General features: G+C 71.7%; 21 protein-coding genes. 12 read left to right on the top strand and 9 right to left on the bottom strand.

Annotated features, from left to right (window positions below; translation table 11 throughout):
* Positions 1 to 31 precede the first annotated feature (31 nt).
* The 8 genes from ACFU6I_RS33975 to ACFU6I_RS33940 all read right to left on the bottom strand — a co-directional run bounded on the left by ACFU6I_RS33975 (position 32) and on the right by ACFU6I_RS33940 (position 6,158).
* Positions 32 to 586 carry a VOC family protein gene (locus ACFU6I_RS33975; RefSeq protein WP_384373754.1) on the bottom strand — a complete coding sequence of 185 codons (555 nt, stop codon included), beginning with the start codon at positions 584 to 586 and terminating at the stop codon, positions 32 to 34.
* Positions 587 to 707: 121 nt separating this feature from the next.
* Positions 708 to 1,304 carry a Dabb family protein gene (locus tag ACFU6I_RS33970; protein WP_384373751.1) on the bottom strand — a complete coding sequence of 199 codons (597 nt, stop codon included), beginning with the start codon at positions 1,302 to 1,304 and terminating at the stop codon, positions 708 to 710.
* Positions 1,301 to 1,633, bottom strand: coding sequence for an NIPSNAP family protein (locus ACFU6I_RS33965; protein ID WP_384373748.1), 333 nt, complete (start codon positions 1,631 to 1,633; stop codon positions 1,301 to 1,303). Before ACFU6I_RS33965 ends, ACFU6I_RS33970 begins: the two co-directional genes overlap by 4 nt.
* Before the next feature lie 87 nt (positions 1,634 to 1,720).
* A complete protein-coding gene (locus tag ACFU6I_RS33960; RefSeq protein WP_384373745.1) occupies positions 1,721 to 2,653 on the bottom strand; it encodes a tyrosine-protein phosphatase in 933 nt (310 codons plus the stop codon).
* Positions 2,654 to 2,714: 61 nt separating this feature from the next.
* On the bottom strand, positions 2,715 to 3,779 hold the full coding sequence (locus ACFU6I_RS33955; protein WP_384373742.1) for an NAD(P)H-dependent flavin oxidoreductase: 1,065 nt from the start codon (positions 3,777 to 3,779) through the stop codon (positions 2,715 to 2,717).
* Positions 3,776 to 4,546 carry a CoA-transferase subunit beta gene (locus ACFU6I_RS33950; RefSeq protein WP_384373739.1) on the bottom strand — a complete coding sequence of 257 codons (771 nt, stop codon included), beginning with the start codon at positions 4,544 to 4,546 and terminating at the stop codon, positions 3,776 to 3,778. Before ACFU6I_RS33950 ends, ACFU6I_RS33955 begins: the two co-directional genes overlap by 4 nt.
* On the bottom strand, positions 4,543 to 5,406 hold the full coding sequence (locus tag ACFU6I_RS33945) for a CoA transferase subunit A (RefSeq protein ID WP_384373736.1): 864 nt from the start codon (positions 5,404 to 5,406) through the stop codon (positions 4,543 to 4,545). The genes ACFU6I_RS33950 and ACFU6I_RS33945 overlap by 4 nt, the downstream gene beginning before the upstream one ends.
* The gene (locus ACFU6I_RS33940) at positions 5,403 to 6,158 is read right to left on the bottom strand and encodes an enoyl-CoA hydratase family protein (RefSeq protein ID WP_384373733.1); all 756 of its coding nucleotides are present in this window, start codon (positions 6,156 to 6,158) and stop codon (positions 5,403 to 5,405) included. The genes ACFU6I_RS33945 and ACFU6I_RS33940 overlap by 4 nt, the downstream gene beginning before the upstream one ends.
* Before the next feature lie 77 nt (positions 6,159 to 6,235).
* Here ACFU6I_RS33940 and ACFU6I_RS33935 point away from each other — a divergent pair, with 77 nt between their 5' ends.
* The 10 genes from ACFU6I_RS33935 to ACFU6I_RS33890 all read left to right on the top strand — a co-directional run bounded on the left by ACFU6I_RS33935 (position 6,236) and on the right by ACFU6I_RS33890 (position 14,991).
* On the top strand, positions 6,236 to 7,015 hold the full coding sequence (locus ACFU6I_RS33935) for an SDR family oxidoreductase (RefSeq protein ID WP_384373730.1): 780 nt from the start codon (positions 6,236 to 6,238) through the stop codon (positions 7,013 to 7,015).
* 121 nt (positions 7,016 to 7,136) lie between these two features.
* The gene (locus ACFU6I_RS33930) at positions 7,137 to 8,051 is read left to right on the top strand and encodes an SDR family oxidoreductase (RefSeq protein WP_384373727.1); all 915 of its coding nucleotides are present in this window, start codon (positions 7,137 to 7,139) and stop codon (positions 8,049 to 8,051) included.
* Positions 8,052 to 8,408: 357 nt separating this feature from the next.
* Positions 8,409 to 9,191 (top strand): 2-keto-4-pentenoate hydratase, encoded by a 783-nt coding sequence (locus tag ACFU6I_RS33925; protein ID WP_384373724.1) that lies wholly within the window; start codon positions 8,409 to 8,411, stop codon positions 9,189 to 9,191.
* 7 nt (positions 9,192 to 9,198) lie between these two features.
* Positions 9,199 to 10,110, top strand: a complete 912-nt coding sequence (locus tag ACFU6I_RS33920; protein WP_384373760.1) for an acetaldehyde dehydrogenase (acetylating) — start codon at positions 9,199 to 9,201, stop codon at positions 10,108 to 10,110.
* A gap of 12 nt (positions 10,111 to 10,122) precedes the next feature.
* A complete protein-coding gene (gene dmpG / locus ACFU6I_RS33915) occupies positions 10,123 to 11,145 on the top strand; it encodes a 4-hydroxy-2-oxovalerate aldolase (protein WP_384373721.1) in 1,023 nt (340 codons plus the stop codon).
* Positions 11,146 to 11,183: 38 nt separating this feature from the next.
* On the top strand, positions 11,184 to 12,344 hold the full coding sequence (locus tag ACFU6I_RS33910) for a Rieske 2Fe-2S domain-containing protein (RefSeq protein WP_384373717.1): 1,161 nt from the start codon (positions 11,184 to 11,186) through the stop codon (positions 12,342 to 12,344).
* 1 nt (position 12,345) lies between these two features.
* The gene (locus ACFU6I_RS33905; RefSeq protein WP_266991953.1) at positions 12,346 to 12,573 is read left to right on the top strand and encodes a hypothetical protein; all 228 of its coding nucleotides are present in this window, start codon (positions 12,346 to 12,348) and stop codon (positions 12,571 to 12,573) included.
* Positions 12,566 to 13,636: a 2Fe-2S iron-sulfur cluster-binding protein gene (locus tag ACFU6I_RS33900; RefSeq protein ID WP_384373714.1), complete on the top strand. Its 1,071-nt coding sequence runs from the start codon at positions 12,566 to 12,568 to the stop codon at positions 13,634 to 13,636. Before ACFU6I_RS33905 ends, ACFU6I_RS33900 begins: the two co-directional genes overlap by 8 nt.
* Positions 13,637 to 13,747: 111 nt before the next feature.
* On the top strand, positions 13,748 to 14,524 hold the full coding sequence (locus tag ACFU6I_RS33895) for an SDR family oxidoreductase (RefSeq protein ID WP_384373711.1): 777 nt from the start codon (positions 13,748 to 13,750) through the stop codon (positions 14,522 to 14,524).
* Positions 14,525 to 14,553: 29 nt separating this feature from the next.
* Positions 14,554 to 14,991: an SRPBCC family protein gene (locus ACFU6I_RS33890; protein ID WP_384373757.1), complete on the top strand. Its 438-nt coding sequence runs from the start codon at positions 14,554 to 14,556 to the stop codon at positions 14,989 to 14,991.
* 85 nt (positions 14,992 to 15,076) lie between these two features.
* Here ACFU6I_RS33890 and ACFU6I_RS33885 read toward each other — a convergent pair whose 3' ends face one another.
* Complete coding sequence (locus tag ACFU6I_RS33885; RefSeq protein WP_384373707.1) at positions 15,077 to 15,955, bottom strand: IclR family transcriptional regulator; 879 nt, start codon at positions 15,953 to 15,955, stop codon at positions 15,077 to 15,079.
* 170 nt (positions 15,956 to 16,125) lie between these two features.
* Between ACFU6I_RS33885 and hsaA the strand changes: the two genes are divergently transcribed.
* Together hsaA and ACFU6I_RS33875 are read left to right on the top strand one after the other, a co-directional pair.
* Positions 16,126 to 17,295: a 3-hydroxy-9,10-secoandrosta-1,3,5(10)-triene-9,17-dione monooxygenase oxygenase subunit gene (gene hsaA, locus ACFU6I_RS33880; protein ID WP_384373704.1), complete on the top strand. Its 1,170-nt coding sequence runs from the start codon at positions 16,126 to 16,128 to the stop codon at positions 17,293 to 17,295.
* A gap of 373 nt (positions 17,296 to 17,668) precedes the next feature.
* Complete coding sequence (locus ACFU6I_RS33875) at positions 17,669 to 19,234, top strand: FAD-binding protein (RefSeq protein ID WP_384373701.1); 1,566 nt, start codon at positions 17,669 to 17,671, stop codon at positions 19,232 to 19,234.
* Positions 19,235 to 19,558 lie beyond the last annotated feature (324 nt).

The following is a 19,558-nucleotide window of genomic DNA, read 5'->3' as shown; positions in this document are numbered from 1 at the left end:
GGCCGGCCGACAGGCCGGCCGCAGGAGGCCGTCAGCGGGAGTGCGGTCCGTCGGGCCGCGCCGCGGCGAAGACCGCTTGCCAGACGGCGTGATCGGTGCGAGGACCGCCCGGAGTGTCCGCACCGTACCTGGCGATCTCGGCCTCGAGGTCGAGGGGCAGGGTCGGGGAGGTCATGGCGGCGAGTTCCTCCGCCACCGCGTGGTCGGGGACCAGCCAGCACACCTCGAAGTCGAGGCCGTCAGGATCGCGCCCGTAGAGGGCCTTGGTGGAGGCGTGGTTGCTCGCCCCGGACAGCGCCCCCGCCCGGTCAAGTCGGCCCCGCATCCGGCGGAGGTCGGCCAGGGTGTCCACCTCCCAGGCCAGGTGGTACAGGCCGACCTGCCCGGAGCGGGGCCCGGAGCCCGGCCGCGGGGACTGGAACAGGCCGAGGTCGTGGTCGTTGGCGGAGTCGGCCGCCTGAAGGAAGACAGCCCCGGGAAATGCCTGCGGCAGCGGCCTGAAACCGAGGACGTCGCGGTAGAAGGCGGTGCTGCGCTCCAGGTCGGAGACGAATAGGACGGCGTGGTTCAGCCGGCGGATCGGCATCGGAAGGATCCGTTCATGTTCGGTTCGGGATGGGGCGTACTTCCCGCTGGTCTCGTCGACCGGCGGATCGTACGTGGTGAGGGACCGGGTCTCCCACGGACACGGTGGTGCTGAAGGTCTATCAGCCCGACGTCAGTACGGGCCCGTCGCTCCAGCGGAAGACGTGGGCCGGCCGTGGTTCGACGATCCCGGCGCCCGGCACCTCACCGTCGAACCACCGGTCCACGCAGGTCCAGTGGTAGGGGTGGCTCAGGTACTCCCCGGTCAGGCCCTCGACGTCGGCGTACTCCTGCTCCCACACGTGGGTCCACCGGGACGGGGTGAGCGCCTGGTCCACGTGGCTGAGAGCCCACGAGCGGATGGTGGGGATGTGACCGGGCATGGCGAGGAGATCCCTCTCCAGGAGGGCGACGAGGCCGTCGGGTGTACCGGGCCGGACGGCGAGCAGCAGTGTCCGCTTCACGCGGGGGCCCGACAGTGCTGCGGTCCGGCTCCGTACGGGGACGAGCGCGACCGTGTCGAGGGGCTCCGGCAGGCCGGCTCCGGCGGCGATCTCGGCGGGCGACCGGTCCGACGTCAGGTCCCAGGTGGCGCCCGTGCCGCTGAGACCGCCGGGCAGATCGGGTCCCGCAGAGGACATCGACACGCCGGGGACGGTGGCGGCCGTGTCGTACGCCTCGGCCGCTTCGCCCGGCAGCAGTGCCACCCAGCGGGTCATGCAACCTGCCCTTCGTCGTCGGGGGCGATCGGTTCCAGCACCTGGCGGTCGCGGCCCAGCGCGATCTCGTCGGTGTGCGCCCAGAACGCGGCGACCCCGGGATCGCGGCCGGAGGCGCCGCGCGCGGCGTAGAACGCGTCGCTGTCCGGCAGTGACCACAGGATGCGGACGGCCGCGGTGTCCGGGCCGGTCCAGGTGCGCCAGACGCGCTCCGCGACCATGCCGCGGTCGCGGGCGCCCGGCAGATACTCGGTGCGCCAGCGCCGCAGCCATCCCGCGACCCGGGCGTCCGCGAGGACGACGGTGTCGAGGATCTGGACCCCGCTCATGACGGCCTGTCCAGGGCCTCGGTGCGGTGGCGGTCGATCCGGTCGCGCAATGCGCCCGGGCCCCGTCGCAGCATGTGGGTTCCTCCCTCACTTCACCAGGCGGGCGCGCAGCTTCGCCAGGGTCGGCGTGTCCAGGCCGAGGCCTTCGGTGAGGTAGCCGTGGAGGCTGCCGTAGTCGTGGTCGGCCTGGTCCAGGGCCGCCGCGAGGTAGTCCTCACGGACTTCCTGGAGCGGGACGAGCAGGTCCGGGTTCTCCATCAGACCGGCCTTCCTGAGCCCCTCGCGGGACCTGCGGTCCGCCTCCGCGCGGAAGTCGTTGGACAGCAGGTAGTCCTTCTCGGCGGTTTCGTCCGGGACTCCGACGGCGCGCAGCAGGAGGTAGCTCATCCAGCCGGTGCGGTCCTTGCCCGAGGTGCAGTGGTAGAGCAGCGGGGACTGCTTGTGGTTCGCGAGGTCCCGCAGGGTTTCGGCGAACCGACGGCGGCTCTCCGGGCTGGTGACGAAGGTGCGGTAGATGTCCCGCATCAACTGCTCCGCCTTCCCGTCACCGAGCAGCGCCTGCTGCTCGACCGGGTCCTTGGTGCCGATGGCCTCCATGGTCCTGCCGTACAGGCCGAGGTCGTTCACGGACCGGGAGACCGCGGTGACCCCTGCCGGCAGGTGGTCGGTGCCGTCCCGCTGGACCTCGAACGGGACGCGGAAGTCCACCACGGTGCGCAGGTGCAGCGCGGACAGCTTCGAGATGTCCGCGTCGGTCAGCCTGCCGAGCGCGTCGGCGCGGAAGACCTGGCCGTAGCGCACCTGGCGGCCCTTGTCGGTGCGGTAGCCGCCGAGGTCACGGACGTTGACCGCGCCCTGGAGGGCGATGTGGCGTACGGAGTCGGTGTGGCCGGGGGCGTTGAGCGAGCCCGTGGCGGCGGACTGCGCCGTGGCGTCGGTCGCGGCACAGACGGGGAGACAGCCGAGAACGACAGCGGAGACCACCACTCCGGTCGCACGGCGGATGGGGACAGCACGCATGGGATCAACTCCAAGAAGGCGGAAGGGGACTTTTCCCGGCGGTGGAGCGCAACGCAGCCCGTCAGCCCGCGAGGGGCAGGGAGCGGAGGGTGGCGTGTGCTTCGGCCATGACGCGGTCGACGAGCTCGGCGCAGGACGGCAGATCGTCGATCAGTCCCGCGACCTGGCCGGCGGCCATCACACCGAGGTCGGTGCGGCCCTCGACCATGGAGGCCTTGAGCAGCATGGGGGTGTTGGCGGTCAGCAGTACCTGACTCCAGGTCAGTTCCTTGCCGTGTTTCATCGCCAGGCCGTCGCGGATCATCTGCTGCCAGCTCATGCCGCTCTCGCGCCGGAAGGCCGCGGCGTGGCGGACGGCCCGCAGCAGCGAGGCGGTCCGGCCCGAGCGTTCCAGCGTGTCGACCAGTTCGGTGCGGAGCATCCGGTGGGGGAGGCCGTCCACCTTGGTGGTGACGGTGACGTCCTTGACCGACGCGGTCAGGTATTTCGCCTTGACCGCGTCGGGGACGGTGCTGTCGGAGGTGAGCAGGAAGCGGGTGCCCATGGCGATTCCGGCGGCGCCGTAGGCGAGCGCGGCGACCAGGCCGCGCCCGTCGTGGAAGCCGCCCGCCGCGATGACCGGGATGTCGACGGCGTCCACGACCTGGGGGAGCAGAACGGTGGTGGCGACGTCGCCGGTGTGCCCGCCTCCCTCGCCGCCCTGCACCACCACCGCGTCGGCGCCCCACGCGGCGACCTTCTCGGCGTGCCGCCTCGCGCCGATGGACGGGATGACGACGACCCCGGCGTCCTTCAGCCGGGCGATCAGCTCCCGGGAGGGTGCGAGCGCGAACGAGGCGACCTTCACGCCCTCGTCGACGATGATCCGTACACGCTCGGCCGCGTCCTGCGCGTCCGCCCGCAGATTGACCCCGAACGGCGCGTCCGTACGGGACTTGACCTCACGCACGGCGGAGCGGAGCTGGCCTGTGGTCATGGTGGCGGAGGCGAGTATCCCGAGCGCACCCGCATGGGCGGCTGCCGAGACCAGGCGGGGGCCGGCCACCCAGCCCATGCCGGTCTGCACGATGGGGTGCCGGACACCGACCAGTTCGGTGAGCGGCGTGTTGATCGTGACGTCGCTCATGCGGCCGGCACCTCGCGGTTGCGCAGCGCCTTCGGGTCGATGACCTCTCGGATCAGCCTCAGCTCCCCGGCGGTGGGCTCGCGGGTGTGTGGCACATCGTCGGGGACGGTGAGCGCGAAGCCCGTGGCCTCCACGATCTGCTCGACCGTGACGCCGGGGTGCAGCGAGCGCAGCCGCATCGTCCGGTCGGGGGTCTCGAAGTCGAACACGCCCAGGTTGCTGATGACGTCCGGGATGCGGTGGTAGCGGGTCGCGGACGGGCCGGCCGCGGCGGCGCGGTCGTAGCCGACCCCGGACACCATGTCGACCCGCTCGACGAAGACCCGTGGGGAGTGTTTGGGGACCCAGTAACTCGTCGGGTTGTTCAGGGTGTTGACGGGAGCGCCGCGCACACCCAGCAACTGTCGCTCGGGCCGGTCCCAGGCGCCGATGCAGGAGATGTTCTGGTTGCCGTGCCGGTCGAGCTGGCTCGCGCCCATCATCACGTGCCGCCGACCCGTGGCGACCAGGGCCAGGTGCTGCCGGTACGGCAGCCAGCCCTCCACCACCTGTGCCCCGGCGCCGACCGCCGGTACGTCGCCGATGAGCAGCGCTTCGCCGTCCGTCAGCAGCAGGTCGGGCGAGAAGGTGAGCTTCGCCAGCCGGGCCCCGATCGTCGGGACCGTGCCCATCGGGCTTGCCAGCACCTCACCCGCGCCCCGCCAGGCCTCGGCGCACGCCACCACGCAGTATTCGGCCCGCGTCGCCGTCGTCGTACCGCCGCTCATGCTTCCTCCTCGTGGAACGCCGCCACCGCGGCCTGGTACGCGTCCTCGTCGCCCGACAGGAACCGATCGCCGAAGGCCCGCCAGGCCTCGGGGTCGCGTGCCGCCTTGGCGTAGGCGCGCTGGAACGTCTCGTCGCGGTCGTAGTCGGGGACGCAGGAGGTGAAGTGCGCGCCGTTCGGGGTCTCGACGACGCCGTTCACGAACGCGCGCTTGACCAGCAGGGACTGCGGATGGGAGTCCTTGAGCAGGTCGGCGGTCTCCACGATCCGCTCGCAGGAGACGTACGCCGCGTCGGCGGCCTCGCAGAACAGATCGTCGAAGTACGGGTCCGGGCCCAGGTACTGGGCGTTGCCCTGCGCATCGGCCCGATTGAGGTGGACGAGCGCGGCGTCCAGCCGCAGGGCCGGCACCGCGACCAGCTCCTCGCCGTCCCCGTACGGGGAGGTGACCGTGCGCAGCGACGGGTTGACGCTCATCACGTCCGAGGCGAGACCGGCGCGGATCGGCATGAACGGCAGTCGGTGCGCGGCGGCGGTCAGGCCCCACATGACCATGGCCTCGTCCAGCTCCACCATCTCGAACGCGGCGCGCTGCCGGGCTGCCCCGAAGTTCGGCTCGAGGGGGATGGAGTCGAGTGTGGCGAACGCCGCGACCAGCTTGCGGATCTTCCCGGCGGCGGCGAGCAGGCCGACGTCCGGGCCGCCGTACGAGACGACGGTCAGATCGGTGAGGTCCGAGCGCAGCAGCGCGCGCACCAGTGCCATCGGCTTGCGCCGCGAGCCCCAGCCGCCGATGCCGATCGTCATTCCGCTCTCGAGGCGGCCGACCACCTCCTCGGCGGTCATCGTCCTGTCGCTCACCGTCGCTCCTCCTTGGACGATACGAACGCGTCGCGGTGCTTGTCGGCGACGCCGCTGAGGTTGGCCTCGAAGGTGAAGCCCTGCTCGAAGCGGTAGCTGCGGCGGACGTCCACCGGGTCGATACCGTTGATCGCTGCCTTGGCGAGGCGGATCAGAGAGCCGTCCTTGGCGGCGATCTCCCGCGCCAGCTCCAGTGCGGCGTCGTGGAGATGCTCGCGGGGGACGACCCGCCAGACCGAGCCGTGCTGGTGCAGCTCCTGGGCGGTGGCGGTGCGGGAGGTGTAGTACAGCGCCCGCATCAGATGCTGGGGGACCAGTCGGGCGAGATGGGTTGCCGCGCCGAGCGCGCCCCGGTCCAGCTCGGGCAGCCCGAAGGTCGCGTCGTCGGCGGCGACGATGGCGTCGGCGTTGCCGACGAGGCCGATGCCGCCGCCCAGGCAGAAGCCGTGCACGGCGGCGATCACCGGCACCTCGCAGTCGTAGACCGCGGCGAACGCCTCGTAGCAGCCGCGGTTTGCGCCGATCAGGGCGTCGTGCCCGGTCGTGCGCTGCATTTCCTTGATGTCCACGCCGGCGTTGAAACCGCGGCCCGCGGCGGTGAGCACCACGCAGCGCACCTTCGGGTCGGCCCCGGCGGCGCGCACCGTGGCGGCGAGGTCGTACCAGCCCTGTACGGGGAGGGCGTTGACCGGGGGGAAGTCCACGGTGACGACGGTGATGCCCTCTTGCGGGGCGGAGGTGGAGACACCCATGAGCAGATCAGCTACCTTTCCACCAAACGTTTGTTAGGCGAAGGTAGCAGTGGATTCCTCGTTACGGGAGGTGTCAATTGGCAGCGATCATCGACCTGTCCGGTTCCGTCGCGGTCGTCACCGGCGGAACCCGGGGCATCGGCGCGGGGATCACCCGCGCCCTGCTCGAAGCCGGTGCGCAGGTCGTGACCTGCGCGCGACGGGCTCCGGACAAGCCCGTCGAGGCAGCCGGGCGCACGGCGCGCTTCCTGCCGGTCGACCTCCGAGACCCGGAGGCGGTCGGTGGATTCTTCGAACAGGTGCGGAGCGACTACGGGCGGCTGGACACCCTGGTCAACAACGCCGGGGGAACTCCCTTCCGGATGCTCGACGGGGGCGGAGCCGAACGCCACGCCCGGGTCGTCGAGCTGAACCTCGTCGCGCCGCTGACCGCCTCCCTCGCCGCGTACGAGGTGATGCGCCATCAGGGCGGCGGCGGATCGATCGTGATGGTCGGCAGCGTCAGCGGGACCCGCCCGTCCCCGGGGACCGCGGCGTACGGAGCCGCCAAGGCGGGCCTGGAGAACCTCGCCCGCTCCATGGCCGTGGAATGGGCGCCCCGAGTACGGGTCAACACGCTCGTCCTCGGCATGGTGCGCACCGAGCTGACCCATCTGCACTACGGGGACGAGGACGGCATCGCCGCCGTCGGCCGCACCGTGCCGCTCGGCCGGCTCGCCGATCCCTCCGACATCGGCGACGCATGCGTCTTCCTCGCCTCCGACCGCGCCGCTTACATCAGCGGCGCCGCCCTGCACGTCCACGGCGGAGGGGAGCGTCCCGCCTTCCTCGACGCCGCAACCGTCAACAACAGCTGACCGCCTGACCGCCTCCGGCCGGGGTGGGGCGTGAGTACGCGCGCCTGCCGCCGTCGTCGTGCCGGGGGCACCTGCCCCGGGCGGCTGCCGGAAGACATCCGCTCACCGAAAGGACACAGCCATGACCACGGGAATCTGCACCGGACGCGTCGTCGTCGTCACCGGGGCCGGCCGCGGGCTCGGCCGCGCCCACGCCCTCGCCTTCGCCGCCGAGGGAGCGAAAGTCGTCGTCAACGACCTCGGCGTCGGCCTCGACGGCACGGGAGGGACGGCCCAGCCCGCCCAGCAGGTCGTCGACGAGATCCGCGCGCTCGGCGGGGAGGCGGTCGCCCATGGCGGGGACATCACCACCGCCGAGGGCGCTGTCTCGCTCATCGCCACCGCAGTGGACACCTTCGGCCGCCTCGACACACTGGTCAACAACGCCGGATTCCTGCGCGACCGCATGCTCGTCAATCTCGACGAGGACGACTGGGACGCCGTCATGCGCGTTCACCTCAAGGGCCACTTCCTGCCGCTCAAGCACGCCGCCGCGCACTGGCGGGCCGAGGCGAAGGCCGGCCGTACGCCCGAGGCCCGCGTGATCAACACCAGCTCCGGGGCCGGCCTGCTCGGCAGCGTCGGCCAGGGCAACTACGCCGCCGCCAAGGCCGGGATCGTCGGCCTGACGCTCGTCGCCTCGGCGGAGATGGCGCGTTACGGCGTCCAGGTCAACGCCATAGCCCCGGCCGCCCGCACCCGGATGACCGAGCAGACCTTCGCCGACACCATGGCCGCCCCCGAGGACGGCGCGTTCGACGCCATGGCCCCGGAGAACGTCTCCCCCCTCGTCGTCTGGCTGGGCTCCGGGGCCTGCGCCGGGGTGACGGGCCGGGTCTTCGAGGCCGAGGCCGGCCGGATCACCGTCATGGAGGGCTGGCGTCCGGGTCCCACCGTGGACAGGGGTGCCCGCTGGACCCCGGCGCAGGCGGGCGAGACCGCCCTCGAGCTGCTGGCCGAGGCCGTGACCCCCGAGCCGGTCTACGGGGCGCGTTAGGGCTGCGACCGGAAAGGTTCACCGGCTCGTGGCGCCCGGCACGGCACCTCGCTGCGTTGTCGCCTCACCCGAGTACGTCCGGTACGAGGGCGATCCTCCGCCTTGCGATGCACCGCACCGGACGCCGCGAGCTTCCCGGCGAACCTTGCCGGGAGGGGCACCAGCAGCCGCCGGACCCGCGGGCCCGCCGTCAGGGCGGAGCCTGCTTCGACGGCCCCGGGAGCCGACCACCGCGGCTCCCGGGGCCGTTCGCGTCTTCGCGTCGCACCTTTCCCGGTCAGCGGGAATTCACGCTCCTCGCTCGGAGGGCACCCCGCTTAGCCTCCCGGAACAGCCCAACGCACCGCAGAGGACCCCATGCTCACGGACCCCCAGAGGCATCACGCGGCGGAGATCCTGCGCTCCGCCGAGCACCGCCGTACGCCGGTCGCCCCGCTGACCGAGGCCTTCCCGGAGATCGGCACCGAGGACGCGTACGAGATCCAGCTCATCAACGTCCGGCACCGCGTCGGCGCCGGGGCCGAGGTGCGCGGTCACAAGGTCGGCCTGTCGTCCCCCGTCATGCAGCAGATGATGGGCGTGGACGAGCCGGACTACGGCCACCTGCTCGACGACATGGAGCTGAGCCCGGACCGTCCCGTTCCCGTCTCCCGCTACTGCTGCCCGCGCATCGAGGTCGAGGTCGGCTTCGTCCTCGGCGACGACCTGCCGGGCGAGAACTGCACCCCGGCGGATGTGCTCGCCGCCACCGAACGCGTCGTCCCCGCCCTGGAGTTGATCGACAGCAGGATCCGCGACTGGCGGATCTCCATCGCCGACACCATCGCGGACAACGCCTCCTCCGCCGGATACGTCATCGGCGAGGGACGCCACCCGCGCGAACTGGACCTCAAGGCGATCGACGCGCGGCTCACACACGGCGGTGAGCTACTGGCCGAGGGCCGCAGCGACGCCGTGCTCGGCGACCCGGCCCTCTCCGTCGCCTGGCTCGCCCGCACCGTGGCCCGCTTCGGCGTGCCCCTGAAGAAGGGGCACGTGGTGCTGCCCGGCTCGTGCACCCGGGCAGTCGACGTGGCTGCGGGAGCGACCTTCACCGCCGAGTTCACCGGGCTGGGCCCGGTCTCCCTTTCGTTCACCTGAGGTGATGATGACCAGCAAGACCAAGGCGACCGCCGCGATCGTCGGCTCCGGCAACATCGGCACCGATCTGCTCTACAAGCTGCAGCGCTCCGAACTCGTCGAACCGCGCTGGATGATCGGCGTCGACCCCGGCAGTGAGGGCCTCGCCCGCGCCCGCGACGCCGGCCTGGAGGCAAGCCACGAGGGCGTCGACCGGCTGCTCGCCCAGGACGAACTCCCCGACATCGTCTTCGAGGCCACCTCCGCCTACGTCCACCGGGCCAACGCCCCGCGCTACGCGGAGCTCGGCATCCGGTCCGTCGACCTCACCCCGGCGGCCGTCGGCCCCGCCGTCGTCCCGCCGGCCAATCTGCACGAGCACCTCGACAAGCCCAACGTCAACATGATCACCTGCGGAGGACAGGCCACCATCCCCATGGTGTACGCGGTCTCCCGCGTGGTCCCCGTGGCGTACGCGGAGATCGTCGCCTCGGTGGCCTCCGTCTCGGCCGGACCCGGAACCCGCGCCAACATCGACGAGTTCACCCGCACCACCTCCCTCGGCATCGAGACCATCGGTGGCGCCGAGCGCGGCAAGGCGATCATCATCCTCAACCCCGCCGAGCCACCCGTCGTCATGCGCGACACCGTCTTCTGCGCGATACCCGAGGACGCCGACCGGGACGCGATCACCCAGTCCGTGAAGGAGATCGCCGAGCAGGTCGCCGCCTACGTGCCCGGCTACCGGCTGCGCACCGAACCGCAGTTCGACGATCCGCGCCCCGAGAACGGCGGGATGGCACGCGTCGCGATCTTCCTGGAGGTGGAGGGCGCGGGCGACTACCTGCCGCCGTACGCCGGAAACCTCGACATCATGACCGCCGCCGCCACCAAGGTGGGCGAGGAGTTCGCCAAGGCGCTCCTCGCCCAGCGCGCGTAAGGAGCACCCCGCATGCCCTACTCGGAAACTCTCGACATCCGGATCACCGACTCCTCGATGCGCGACGGCTCGCACGCCAAGCGGCACCAGTTCACGGGCGAGGACGTACGGTCCGTCGTGGCGGCCCTCGACGGCGCCGGCGTCCCGGTGATCGAGGTGACGCACGGCGACGGGCTCGGCGGCTCGTCCTTCAACTACGGCTTCTCCAGGACCCCCGAGCAGCAGTTGATCAAGATCGCGGTGGACACCGCGCAGCAGGCGGAGATCGCCTTCCTGATGCTCCCCGGACTCGGTGTCAAGGACGACATCCGGGCCGCACGCGAGCTCGGCGCGAGCATCTGCCGGATCGCCACCCACTGCACCGAGGCAGACATCGCGATCCAGCACTTCGGGCTCGCCCGTGAGATGGGCCTGGAGACCGTCGGCTTCCTGATGATGGCCCACTCGACCACGCCGGAGAACCTGGCGCGGCAGGGCCGGGTCATGGCCGACGCGGGCTGCCAGTGCGTGTACGTCGTCGACTCGGCCGGCGCCATGGTCATGGACGACGTCACCGTCCGGGTCGAGGCCCTGGTGGCCGAGCTCGCAGGCGACGCCCAGGTCGGCTTCCACGGACACGAGAACCTGGCCCTCGGCACGGGGAACTCCATCGCGGCCATCAAGGCCGGCGCCCTGCAGATCGACGGCTCCACCCGCCGCCTCGGCGCGGGCGCGGGCAACACCGCCGTCGAGGCGCTGGTCGCTGTCTGCGCCAAGATGGGCATCCGCACCGGCGTCGACGTACTGAAGATCATCGACGCGGCGGAGGACGTGGTCCGCCCGGTGATGGACGACGAATGCCGACTCGACCGGCTCGCCCTGCTGATGGGCCACGCCGGGGTCTACTCCAGCTTCCTCAAGCACGCCTACCGGCAGGCCGAGCGCTACGGCGTCTCGGGCGCCGAAATCCTCCTGCGCGCGGGCGAGCGACGCCTCGTCGGCGGCCAGGAGGACCAGCTCATCGACATCGCAGTGGAACTCGCCGCACAGAACTGAGGACGCCTGCCACAGGCAGCCGACACTGGAGGGACAAGATGACTGCTCTCAACGACGAGGTCCGGGTCATCGAGGCGGGCCGGCCGCCCGCCCGCTTCGCCCGGGGCTGGCACTGCCTCGGCCTGGCCGACGGCTTCAAGGACGGCAAGCCGCACGAGATCGAGGCGTTCGGTACCAAGCTGGTGGTCTTCCAGGGCCAGGGCGACGGACAGCTGCACGTCCTGAACGCCTACTGCCCGCACATGGGCGGCAACCTCGCCCGCGGCACCGTCAAGGGCGATGCGGTGGCGTGCCCGTTCCACGACTGGCGCTGGTCGGGCAACGGCCGCTGCGCGGACATCCCGTACGCGCGCCGCGTGCCGCCGCGCGCCCGCACCCGCTCGTGGACCACCCTCGAGGAGAACAAGCAGCTCTTCGTCTGGCACGACCCACAGGGCAACCCGCCACCGCCCGAGGTGACCATCCCGCGGATCGAGGGCGCCTTCAGCGACGAGTGGAGCGAGTGGACCTGGAAGACCGTGCGGGTCGAGGGCTCCAACTGCCGCGAGATCGTGGACAACGTCGTGGACATGGCGCACTTCTTCTATGTGCACTACTCGCTGCCCACGTACTTCAAGAACGTCTTCGAGGGGCACGTCGCCACCCAGTACCAGGAGACCGTGCCCCGGGAGGACTACAACCTGGGCACCCTGAGCACCACACTGCGCTCCGACGCCTCGTACTTCGGCCCCTCATACATGATCGACTACCTCTTCTCGCCGGTGGCCGAGGGAGTCGAGATGGAGATGGCCCTGATCAACTGCCATTACCCGATCGACGAGAACAGCTTCATGCTCCAGTACGGGGCCATCGTCAAGAAGCTGCCCGGGATGTCGGACGAGGAGGCCGCCGAAGCGGCCCGGATCACGTCGGAAGGCCTCGCGGTCGGCTTCGAGCAGGACATCGAGATCTGGCGGAACAAGAGCCGGATCGACAACCCCCTGCTCTGCGAGGAGGACGGCCCCGTCTACCAACTGCGGCGCTGGTACGAGCAGTTCTACGTCGACGTCGAGGACGTCAAGGACGAGATGGTGCAGCGCTTCGAGTTCGAGATCGATGTCACCCGCGCCACCGCGGCGTGGCGGGCGGAGGTCAAGGAGAACCTCGCCCGCCTCGCGGCGGAGAAGAAGGCGGAGACGGAGAAGGAAACCGGATCCTGACATGCAGCCGGTGGAGTGCGTGACCTGCGGCAACCAGGTCCTGTGTGAGAAGTTCAGCATGGCCCACACCTCGGTGCAATGGACCGCCGAGGCGGCCGTCGTCTGCGCGGAGTTCCGCGGCCGGGTGGCCGAGGGCGGGAACACCGCCCGCATCCGGACCTGCCTGGCGCTGCGCGAGAGCATCGACCGCGCGGTCGAGGAAGGCACCCTGGAGGTCGCCGATGCCTGAGCCGATGCCCGGGCCGGCGACCGGGTCGCGTACGCACCGGCTGCGCGTCGTCGAAGTGATCGCCGAGACGGGCGACGCGCACTCCCTGGTGCTCCAGGCGCCACCGGAGAGCACCGGCCGATTCTCCTACCGCCCCGGGCAGTTCCTCACCCTGAAACTGCCCGGAGCGGACGGGGGAGCGGCCGCCCGCTGCTACTCCCTCGCCAGTTCACCGCACACCGGCGAGCCGCTGAAGGTCACCGTCAAACGGGTGGCCGGCGGATACGGCTCCAACTGGGTGTGCGACCAGGTGGCGGCGGGGGACGAGCTGGAGGCGCTGCCGCCGGCCGGCACCTTCACCCCCTCCGATCTCGACGCGGACCTGCTGCTCGTCGCCGGGGGCAGCGGCATCACGCCGGTGCTGTCGATCGCCAAGTCGGCCCTGGCGAGAGGGCACGGCCGGGTGGCGCTCCTGTACGCCAACCGGGACGAGTCCTCGGTCATCTTCCGCGACGAGCTGCGGGAGCTGACCGAGGACCACCCGGACCGGCTGCTGGTGATCCACTGGCTGGAGTCGCTCCAGGGCCTGCCTGCCGCGCACCGGCTGGCCGCCGCGCTCGCACCGTACGCCGCACGCGAGGCGTTCGTCTGCGGCCCGGGGCCGATGATGGACGCCGCCGAGCAGTGCTTGCGCGCGCTCGGCGCGCCGGGCGACCGGATCCACCGCGAGCGGTTCTTCTCGCTGAGCGGGGACGTCTTCGACGTTCCGGCACCGGCACCCGCAGCGGGGGAGTGCGCGCCCGTCGAGGGAGGCGGCACGGCGGACGTGGAACTCGACGGCGAGACCCACACGGTCGTCTGGCCGTCGGGGGTCCCGCTGCTCGACGTGCTCCTCGCCGCGGGGGTGGAGGCCCCGTACTCCTGCCGGGAGGGCGCGTGCAGCGCCTGCACCTGCAGGGTCGTGGCGGGTGAGGTGAAGATGCTCCACAACGAGGTCCTGGACGACCAGGACATCGGCGAGGGATATGTGCTGGCCTGTCAGGCCGTGCCCCTCACCGACCAGGTCGGGATCACCTATTCCTGACGCGAAAGACGCGAAAGACGCGAAAGACGCGAAAGACGCGGAAGCCGTCCCGTGACAGGCACCGCGGTTCCGCCCACCGCGACCGTCACACCGTCCCCGAAGGAACCCACCATGTCCCGCACATACCTCATCACCGGAGCGGCCTCCGGCATCGGCAAGGCCACCGTGGCACTCCTGCGCTCGCAGGGGCACACCGTCATCGGGGCCGACCTCAAGGACAGCGACATCGCCGCCGACCTGTCCACCGCCGAAGGCCGGGCCGAACTCGTCGCCCGCGCCCGTGAGCTGACCGGCAGCCGCCTCGACGCCGTCATCTCCTGCGCGGGCATCGCGCACTTCGACCCGCTCACCATCAAGGTCAACCACTTCGGCGCCGTCGCCACCCTCGACGGCCTGCGCCCACTGCTGGCCGCCGGCACCGACCCCCGGGCCCTCGTCATCGGCTCGGTCGACTCCGTGCATCCGACCGACCCGGCGATCGTGGACGCCGCGCTCGCCGACGACGAGGAAGCGGCGGTGGAGGCTTCCCGGGCAGCCGTCGACCGAGGGGAGGGGCACCTCGTCTACTCCTCCTCCAAGGCCGCGATCTCCCGTTGGATCCGCCGCTGCGCCGTCACCGAGGACTGGGCCGGCGCGGGCATCCCGCTCAACGCCGTCGGCCCCGGCGTGATCATCACGCCGATGACCCAGCCCCTGCTGGACGACCCCGACATGCTGCGACTCGTCGAGCAGAGTGTGCCGATGCCGCTGCACGGCCACGCCCGCCCTGGGCAGATCGCCCCGCTGATCGCCTGGCTGACCTCCCCCGAGAACACCCATGTGACCGGGCAGGTCGTCTTCGTGGACGGCGGTGCCGACGCGGTCCTGCGCGGCGACCGCACCTGGTGAGCACACACATCGAGGAGACGTCCGTGAACATGCGCACGCTCGAGCGTTCCACCGTGCTGGCGGCCACCCCCGACCAGGTGTGGGCGGCCATCGGCGACTTCGGCGGTCTCGCCGACTGGCACCCGCACGTGCCGCCGTCCACCATCGAGGACGATGCGGACCCCCAAGTGCCCGGTGCCGTAAGGGTCTTCACGATCGACGGCAAGGTCGTCGCGCGTGAGCGCCTGCTGGAGCGCGACGCCGACGCCCGCTGGTACCGCTACGCCCTCCTCGACCCGGTGATCCTGCCGATCGGCGACTATGTGGCGACGCTCGCCGTACGCCCGCACGCCGACGGTGCCGAGGTCCGGTGGTCCGCCGCGTACCAGGGCCCTGACGAAATGGTGGCGCAGGTGGAGTCGCTCATCGGCGACGGCACCTACGGCACCGGCCTCGACGCTCTGCGGGCGCGCTTCACCCGAGGCTGATCCCGACTCATCGGGGTGTGAACGCAGCCCGCAGGGCGCGCTCACACCCCGATGAGTGTTTCCCGGGGTGCCGTGAGCCCCGCCGTCACATCCAGTCGCTGAAGCGCAGCCAGGACATCATGTTGTCCATCGCGGGCTGCGGAACACCGGGCGCGGACGCCACCTCGGCCGTCTGCGCCGGCTTCCTCGTGTGCCGCCCCGGCCCGAACATCGCCTGCCACACCGCCCGCGCGCAGTTCTGCACGGCGGGCGCGATCCGCTCCAGCTCCCGGTGGGCGCCGTTGCCGCACACCGAGATCGCGGCGACCGCCCGGCCGGCCCCGCGCAGCGGTGCGGCCACGCAGAAGACCCCCCGGTACCCCTCCTCGTAGTCGAACGCCACCCCGCGCTTCCGCACCGTCGCCAGCTCCCCGCGGAAGGCCTCCGGGCGGGTGACGGTACGCAGCGTCCGTGGCCGCAGCCCCTGCCCTATCACCTGCTCCACCAGCGCGCCGTCACTGAAGGCCAGGATCGCCTTGCCCGCCGCCGTGCAGTACGCCGGCTGCCGCCCGCCCACCCGTGACGGCACGCCGGAGTCGTCCGACCCGCCGATGCGCTCCAGATAGACCACCTCGGCACCGTCGAGCACCGTGAGGTGCACCAGATGGCCGGTGGTCTCGTGCAGCGCGTGGAGATGGGGCAGCGCCGCCCGTCGCAGCCGGTTGTGGTGCGAGGCCAGGGCGCCGAGCTCCAGCATGCTCATGCCCAGCCGGTAGTCGCGGCCCTCACGCTCCAGCCAGCGCAGCTGCACCAACTGGTCGAGGATGCGGTGCGCGGAGGACCGGGGGAGGCCGGAGCGCTGTACGACCTCGGTCAGTGTGAGCCGGGGCTGGGCGCCCTGGAAAGCGCTCAGTACCTTCGCCGCCTTCTCCAGCAGGGACAGCGGCGGACATCCGACCTCGACAGCATGCGTTGTCAACGGCACCTCCCACACGGACAGCCGACGACCCCCGGGCCGCAGCCGTAATCTCCGATATTGCGTGGAGATTGCCAGTGGATTCCACTGCTGGGAAGAGGGTGTTCCGTTTCGGATCAGTAAAGCGTAGTTTCCCTCCCGTCGCCCCGGGACGACCTGAGGACCTGAGAGGGATGTGCATGCGTGACGACGACGTCCTCGCGGCGGTCCGCGAACTCGCCCCCGCCCTGCGCGAGCGCGTGACCGAGGCCGAGGCGCAGCGCCGTGTGCCCGACACCTCGGTCGAGGAGCTCGAGCAGGCCGGCTTCTTCCGGTTGCTCCAGCCCAGGGCGTACGGCGGACTCGCCGCCGACCCGGCCGTCCACTATGCCGCGGTGAAGGAGATCGCCAAGGCGTGCGGCTCGACGGGCTGGGCCGTCTCCGTGATCGGTGTGCACCCCTGGCACGTCGCCCTGTACGACCCGCGGGCACAGGAGGAGGTGTGGGGTGGGGACAGCTCCACCCGGATCTGCTCCTCCTACGCCCCGACCGGGGCGGTCACTCCGGTGGACGGCGGAGTCCTGCTCTCCGGCCGCTGGCACTTCTCCTCCGGCTGCGACCACGCTCAATGGGCCCTGCTCGGCGGCCTCGTCACGGATGGAGGGGGACGGCCGGTGGACATGCGGACCTTCCTGGTGCCGCGCACCGACTACCGCGTCGACGATGTGTGGGACACCGTCGGCCTGCGCGGTACCGGCAGCAACGACATCGTCGTCGAGGACGCCTTCGTCCCCGACCACCGCGCCCTCGGCTACGGCCCCATGAGTGCACTGGCATGTCCGGGACAGGAGATCAACACGGAGCCGCTGTACCGGTTGCCGTACGCCGCCGTCTTCACCACCGCCATCTCGACCGCTGTCGTCGGCATTGCCGAGGGCGCCTACGAGCACTACGTCGCGGCAGCCCGCGAGCGCTCCCGCGTCCCCTACGGGCAGAAGGTCGCCGAGGACCCCTTCGGGCAGGTGCGCATCGCCCGTGCGGCCAGCGACATCGACGCAGCCTGGCTGCAGCTCACCCGCAACATCGCCGACCTGTACGCGACCGCCCGGCGCGGCGAGAAACCGCCGATGTCCCTGCGCGCACGGGCCCGCCGGGACCAGGTGATCGCCACCGAACGCGCGGTCACCGCCGTGGACCTGCTGATGGAGAACGCCGGCGGCAGCGCCATGCGCAAGGGCGACAGCGCCCTGCAGCGCGCCTGGCGGGACGTGCACACCGGCCGCGGCCAGGCAGCCAACGACCTGGAGCGCGCGCTCATCCTCTTCGGCCAGGACGCGCTCGGCATCGACATTCACGACCCCATGCTGTGACCTCCTTCTCCAGGGGGAGTTGCGGCGTGCGGCACGGGGGCGGCCGGCAGTTCTGACACCGGCCGGGGGAATCCCGCTCATTGGGAAACCGCGATGGCCGCTGCCCCTCCCCCCGCACATACTCGTCAACCACCTCGCCGAGGTGGCGGGGGACGCGGCGCCCGGCACCGGCTGCCGGCTCGCCCGCCACTGCACGGCCGGTCCGGGGCGGCGGTGCCGACGAGGTGGTCCCCCTCCGCGACGAGGACACCTCCACGCGCACGGCCGCCGGCCGGCGCACCCGCGCCGTGCACCTGCTCCCGCACGAGCGCCGCGCCCTTCCGGCCGCCGGCGCCCGACCCACATCGGCAACCCACCACATCCGAGGGACGAGATGGCGAACACAGACGAGACATGGGACCAGGAGTGCGACGTGCTGGTGGTCGGCTCCGGCGGCGGCGCGCTCACCGGCGCGTACGGTGCGGCGGCCCGCGGGCTGGACACTCTGGTCATCGAGAAGACCGGCTACTTCGGCGGCACCACCGCGTACGCCGGCGCCGGCCTGTGGCTGCCCGGCAACCAGGCCCAGACACGGGGCGGCCTGGACGACTCCGCCGACCTCGGGCGCGCGTACTTCCGCGCGGTGGTCGGCGAGGCCAGCCCGCACGAGCTGCAGGACGCCTACCTCGACCACGCCGGAGAGACGGTCGCCTTCCTCGAGGACAATCCCCACCTCCGCTTCGAGTACCGGCCCTTCCCCGACTACTACGCCGCACCCGGCCGCTTCGAGGCAGGCCGCGCCGTCTTCCCCGTGGACCTGCCCACGCCCGAGGTGCCGCACGCACTACTCGACGCGGTACGCCCCCCGGCGTGGGCCGAACGGCTCGGCCTGCCGCCGGCCGAAGGCCCGCTCACCGACGGCCGCGCCCTGATCGGCCGGCTGCTCCTCGCCATGGAGTCCACCGGCAACGGCCGTACCCTGCTGCACACCGCCCTGCGGCAGCTGATCACCGAAGACGGCCGCGTGGTCGGCGCAGAGGCCGGACAAGGCGGTCGCACCCTGCGGATCCGCGCCCGCCGCGGCGTGCTGCTCGCCGCCGGCGGCTTCGAGGGCAACGCCGAACTCCGCCGCAACTGGCAGGGCCTGCACGGGGCGGACTGGACGATGGGCCCCCAGGGCGCCAACACCGGCCAGGCCCTGGTCGCGGCGGTCGAGGCGGGAGCCGCCACCGGCCTGCTCGACCAGTCCTGGTGGTGTCCCTCGCTGCGCTTCCCCGACGGCACGGCCGCGTTCACCCTGGGCCTGCACGGCGGCATCTTCGTCGACGGCACCGGCCGCCGGTTCGCCAACGAGTCGCTGCCGTACGACCGGATGGGCCGTCAGATGCTCGCGGCCAAGGCCGGGACCACCCCCGACAACCCGGTCTGGTGGATCTTCGACGGCCGGTACGGCGACGAGCTGCCCGGCATCACCGTCGTCCCCGCCGACCGGAAGGCGTTCACCGAGGCCGGGCTGTGGCGCACCGCCGCCACCCTCGAAGGCCTCGCCCAGCGGATCGGCGTCGACACCGAGGCGCTGCGCACCACGGTGCGAACCTTCAACGGCTACGCAGCCGACGGAGCGGACGCGGACTTCCACCGCGGAGAGGACGCCTACGACCGCTTCTTCGCCCAGGGCGAGGGCGCCAACCCCTGCCTGGTGCCGATCGAGGACGGGCCCTTCCACGCCGTGCAGATCGTGCTCGGCGACCTCGGCACCAAGGGCGGAGTACGGACCGATGCCCAGGCCCGGGTACTGCGCGAGGACGGCAGCCCGATCCCCGGCCTGTATGCGGCGGGCAACACCACCGCCTCGGTGGCCGGCCCCACCTACCCCGGCCCCGGCGTGCCGATCGGCTCCGCCATGGTCTTCGGCCACATCGCCGCCTCCGACATGGCGGGGCAGTCGACGGGCGCGTGAGACGGGCCGGTTCCGCGCGGCCGGTCTGCCCGGGCGCGGAACCGGCCGTGCACCGGCCCGGCGTGCCGGATCCGCGACCGGCGCGCGATCCGTGACCTGCGCGCATCGCTGCGCCGACCGTGTGGGCGGGCCGCGGACCGCCCACACCCGCGCTGGTGCTGCGACCGGAAAGGTTTGCCGGGAAGCTCGTGGCGTCCGGTGCGGTGCACCGCAGGGCGGAGGATCGCCCTCGTACTGGACGTGCTCGGGTGATGCGGCAACGAGGCGAGGTGCCGTGCCAGGCGTCGCGAGCCGGTGAACCTTTCCGGTCGCAGCACCAGCCGT

Origin of the sequence: Streptomyces sp. NPDC057486 (assembly GCF_042802415.1) — a bacterium.
In the GTDB taxonomy this organism is placed as follows: domain Bacteria; phylum Actinomycetota; class Actinomycetes; order Streptomycetales; family Streptomycetaceae; genus Streptomyces; species Streptomyces yanii.
This window is presented reverse-complemented; position numbering and strand designations above follow the sequence as displayed.

Bases quoted from the DNA above. Each gene is read 5' to 3' on its own strand.
- ACFU6I_RS33975 (WP_384373754.1), bottom strand. From the start codon at position 586: ATGCCGATCCGCCGGCTGAACCACGCCGTCCTATTCGTCTCCGACCTG.
- ACFU6I_RS33970 (WP_384373751.1), bottom strand. From the start codon at position 1,304: ATGACCCGCTGGGTGGCACTGCTGCCGGGCGAAGCGGCCGAGGCGTAC.
- ACFU6I_RS33965 (WP_384373748.1), bottom strand. From the start codon at position 1,633: ATGAGCGGGGTCCAGATCCTCGACACCGTCGTCCTCGCGGACGCCCGG.
- ACFU6I_RS33960 (WP_384373745.1), bottom strand. From the start codon at position 2,653: ATGCGTGCTGTCCCCATCCGCCGTGCGACCGGAGTGGTGGTCTCCGCT.
- ACFU6I_RS33955 (WP_384373742.1), bottom strand. From the start codon at position 3,779: ATGAGCGACGTCACGATCAACACGCCGCTCACCGAACTGGTCGGTGTC.
- ACFU6I_RS33950 (WP_384373739.1), bottom strand. From the start codon at position 4,546: ATGAGCGGCGGTACGACGACGGCGACGCGGGCCGAATACTGCGTGGTG.
- ACFU6I_RS33940 (WP_384373733.1), bottom strand. From the start codon at position 6,158: ATGGGTGTCTCCACCTCCGCCCCGCAAGAGGGCATCACCGTCGTCACC.
- ACFU6I_RS33930 (WP_384373727.1), top strand. From the start codon at position 7,137: ATGACCACGGGAATCTGCACCGGACGCGTCGTCGTCGTCACCGGGGCC.
- ACFU6I_RS33925 (WP_384373724.1), top strand. From the start codon at position 8,409: ATGCTCACGGACCCCCAGAGGCATCACGCGGCGGAGATCCTGCGCTCC.
- ACFU6I_RS33920 (WP_384373760.1), top strand. From the start codon at position 9,199: ATGACCAGCAAGACCAAGGCGACCGCCGCGATCGTCGGCTCCGGCAAC.
- dmpG (WP_384373721.1), top strand. From the start codon at position 10,123: ATGCCCTACTCGGAAACTCTCGACATCCGGATCACCGACTCCTCGATG.
- ACFU6I_RS33910 (WP_384373717.1), top strand. From the start codon at position 11,184: ATGACTGCTCTCAACGACGAGGTCCGGGTCATCGAGGCGGGCCGGCCG.
- ACFU6I_RS33905 (WP_266991953.1), top strand. From the start codon at position 12,346: ATGCAGCCGGTGGAGTGCGTGACCTGCGGCAACCAGGTCCTGTGTGAG.
- ACFU6I_RS33900 (WP_384373714.1), top strand. From the start codon at position 12,566: ATGCCTGAGCCGATGCCCGGGCCGGCGACCGGGTCGCGTACGCACCGG.
- ACFU6I_RS33895 (WP_384373711.1), top strand. From the start codon at position 13,748: ATGTCCCGCACATACCTCATCACCGGAGCGGCCTCCGGCATCGGCAAG.
- ACFU6I_RS33890 (WP_384373757.1), top strand. From the start codon at position 14,554: ATGCGCACGCTCGAGCGTTCCACCGTGCTGGCGGCCACCCCCGACCAG.
- hsaA (WP_384373704.1), top strand. From the start codon at position 16,126: ATGCGTGACGACGACGTCCTCGCGGCGGTCCGCGAACTCGCCCCCGCC.
- ACFU6I_RS33875 (WP_384373701.1), top strand. From the start codon at position 17,669: ATGGCGAACACAGACGAGACATGGGACCAGGAGTGCGACGTGCTGGTG.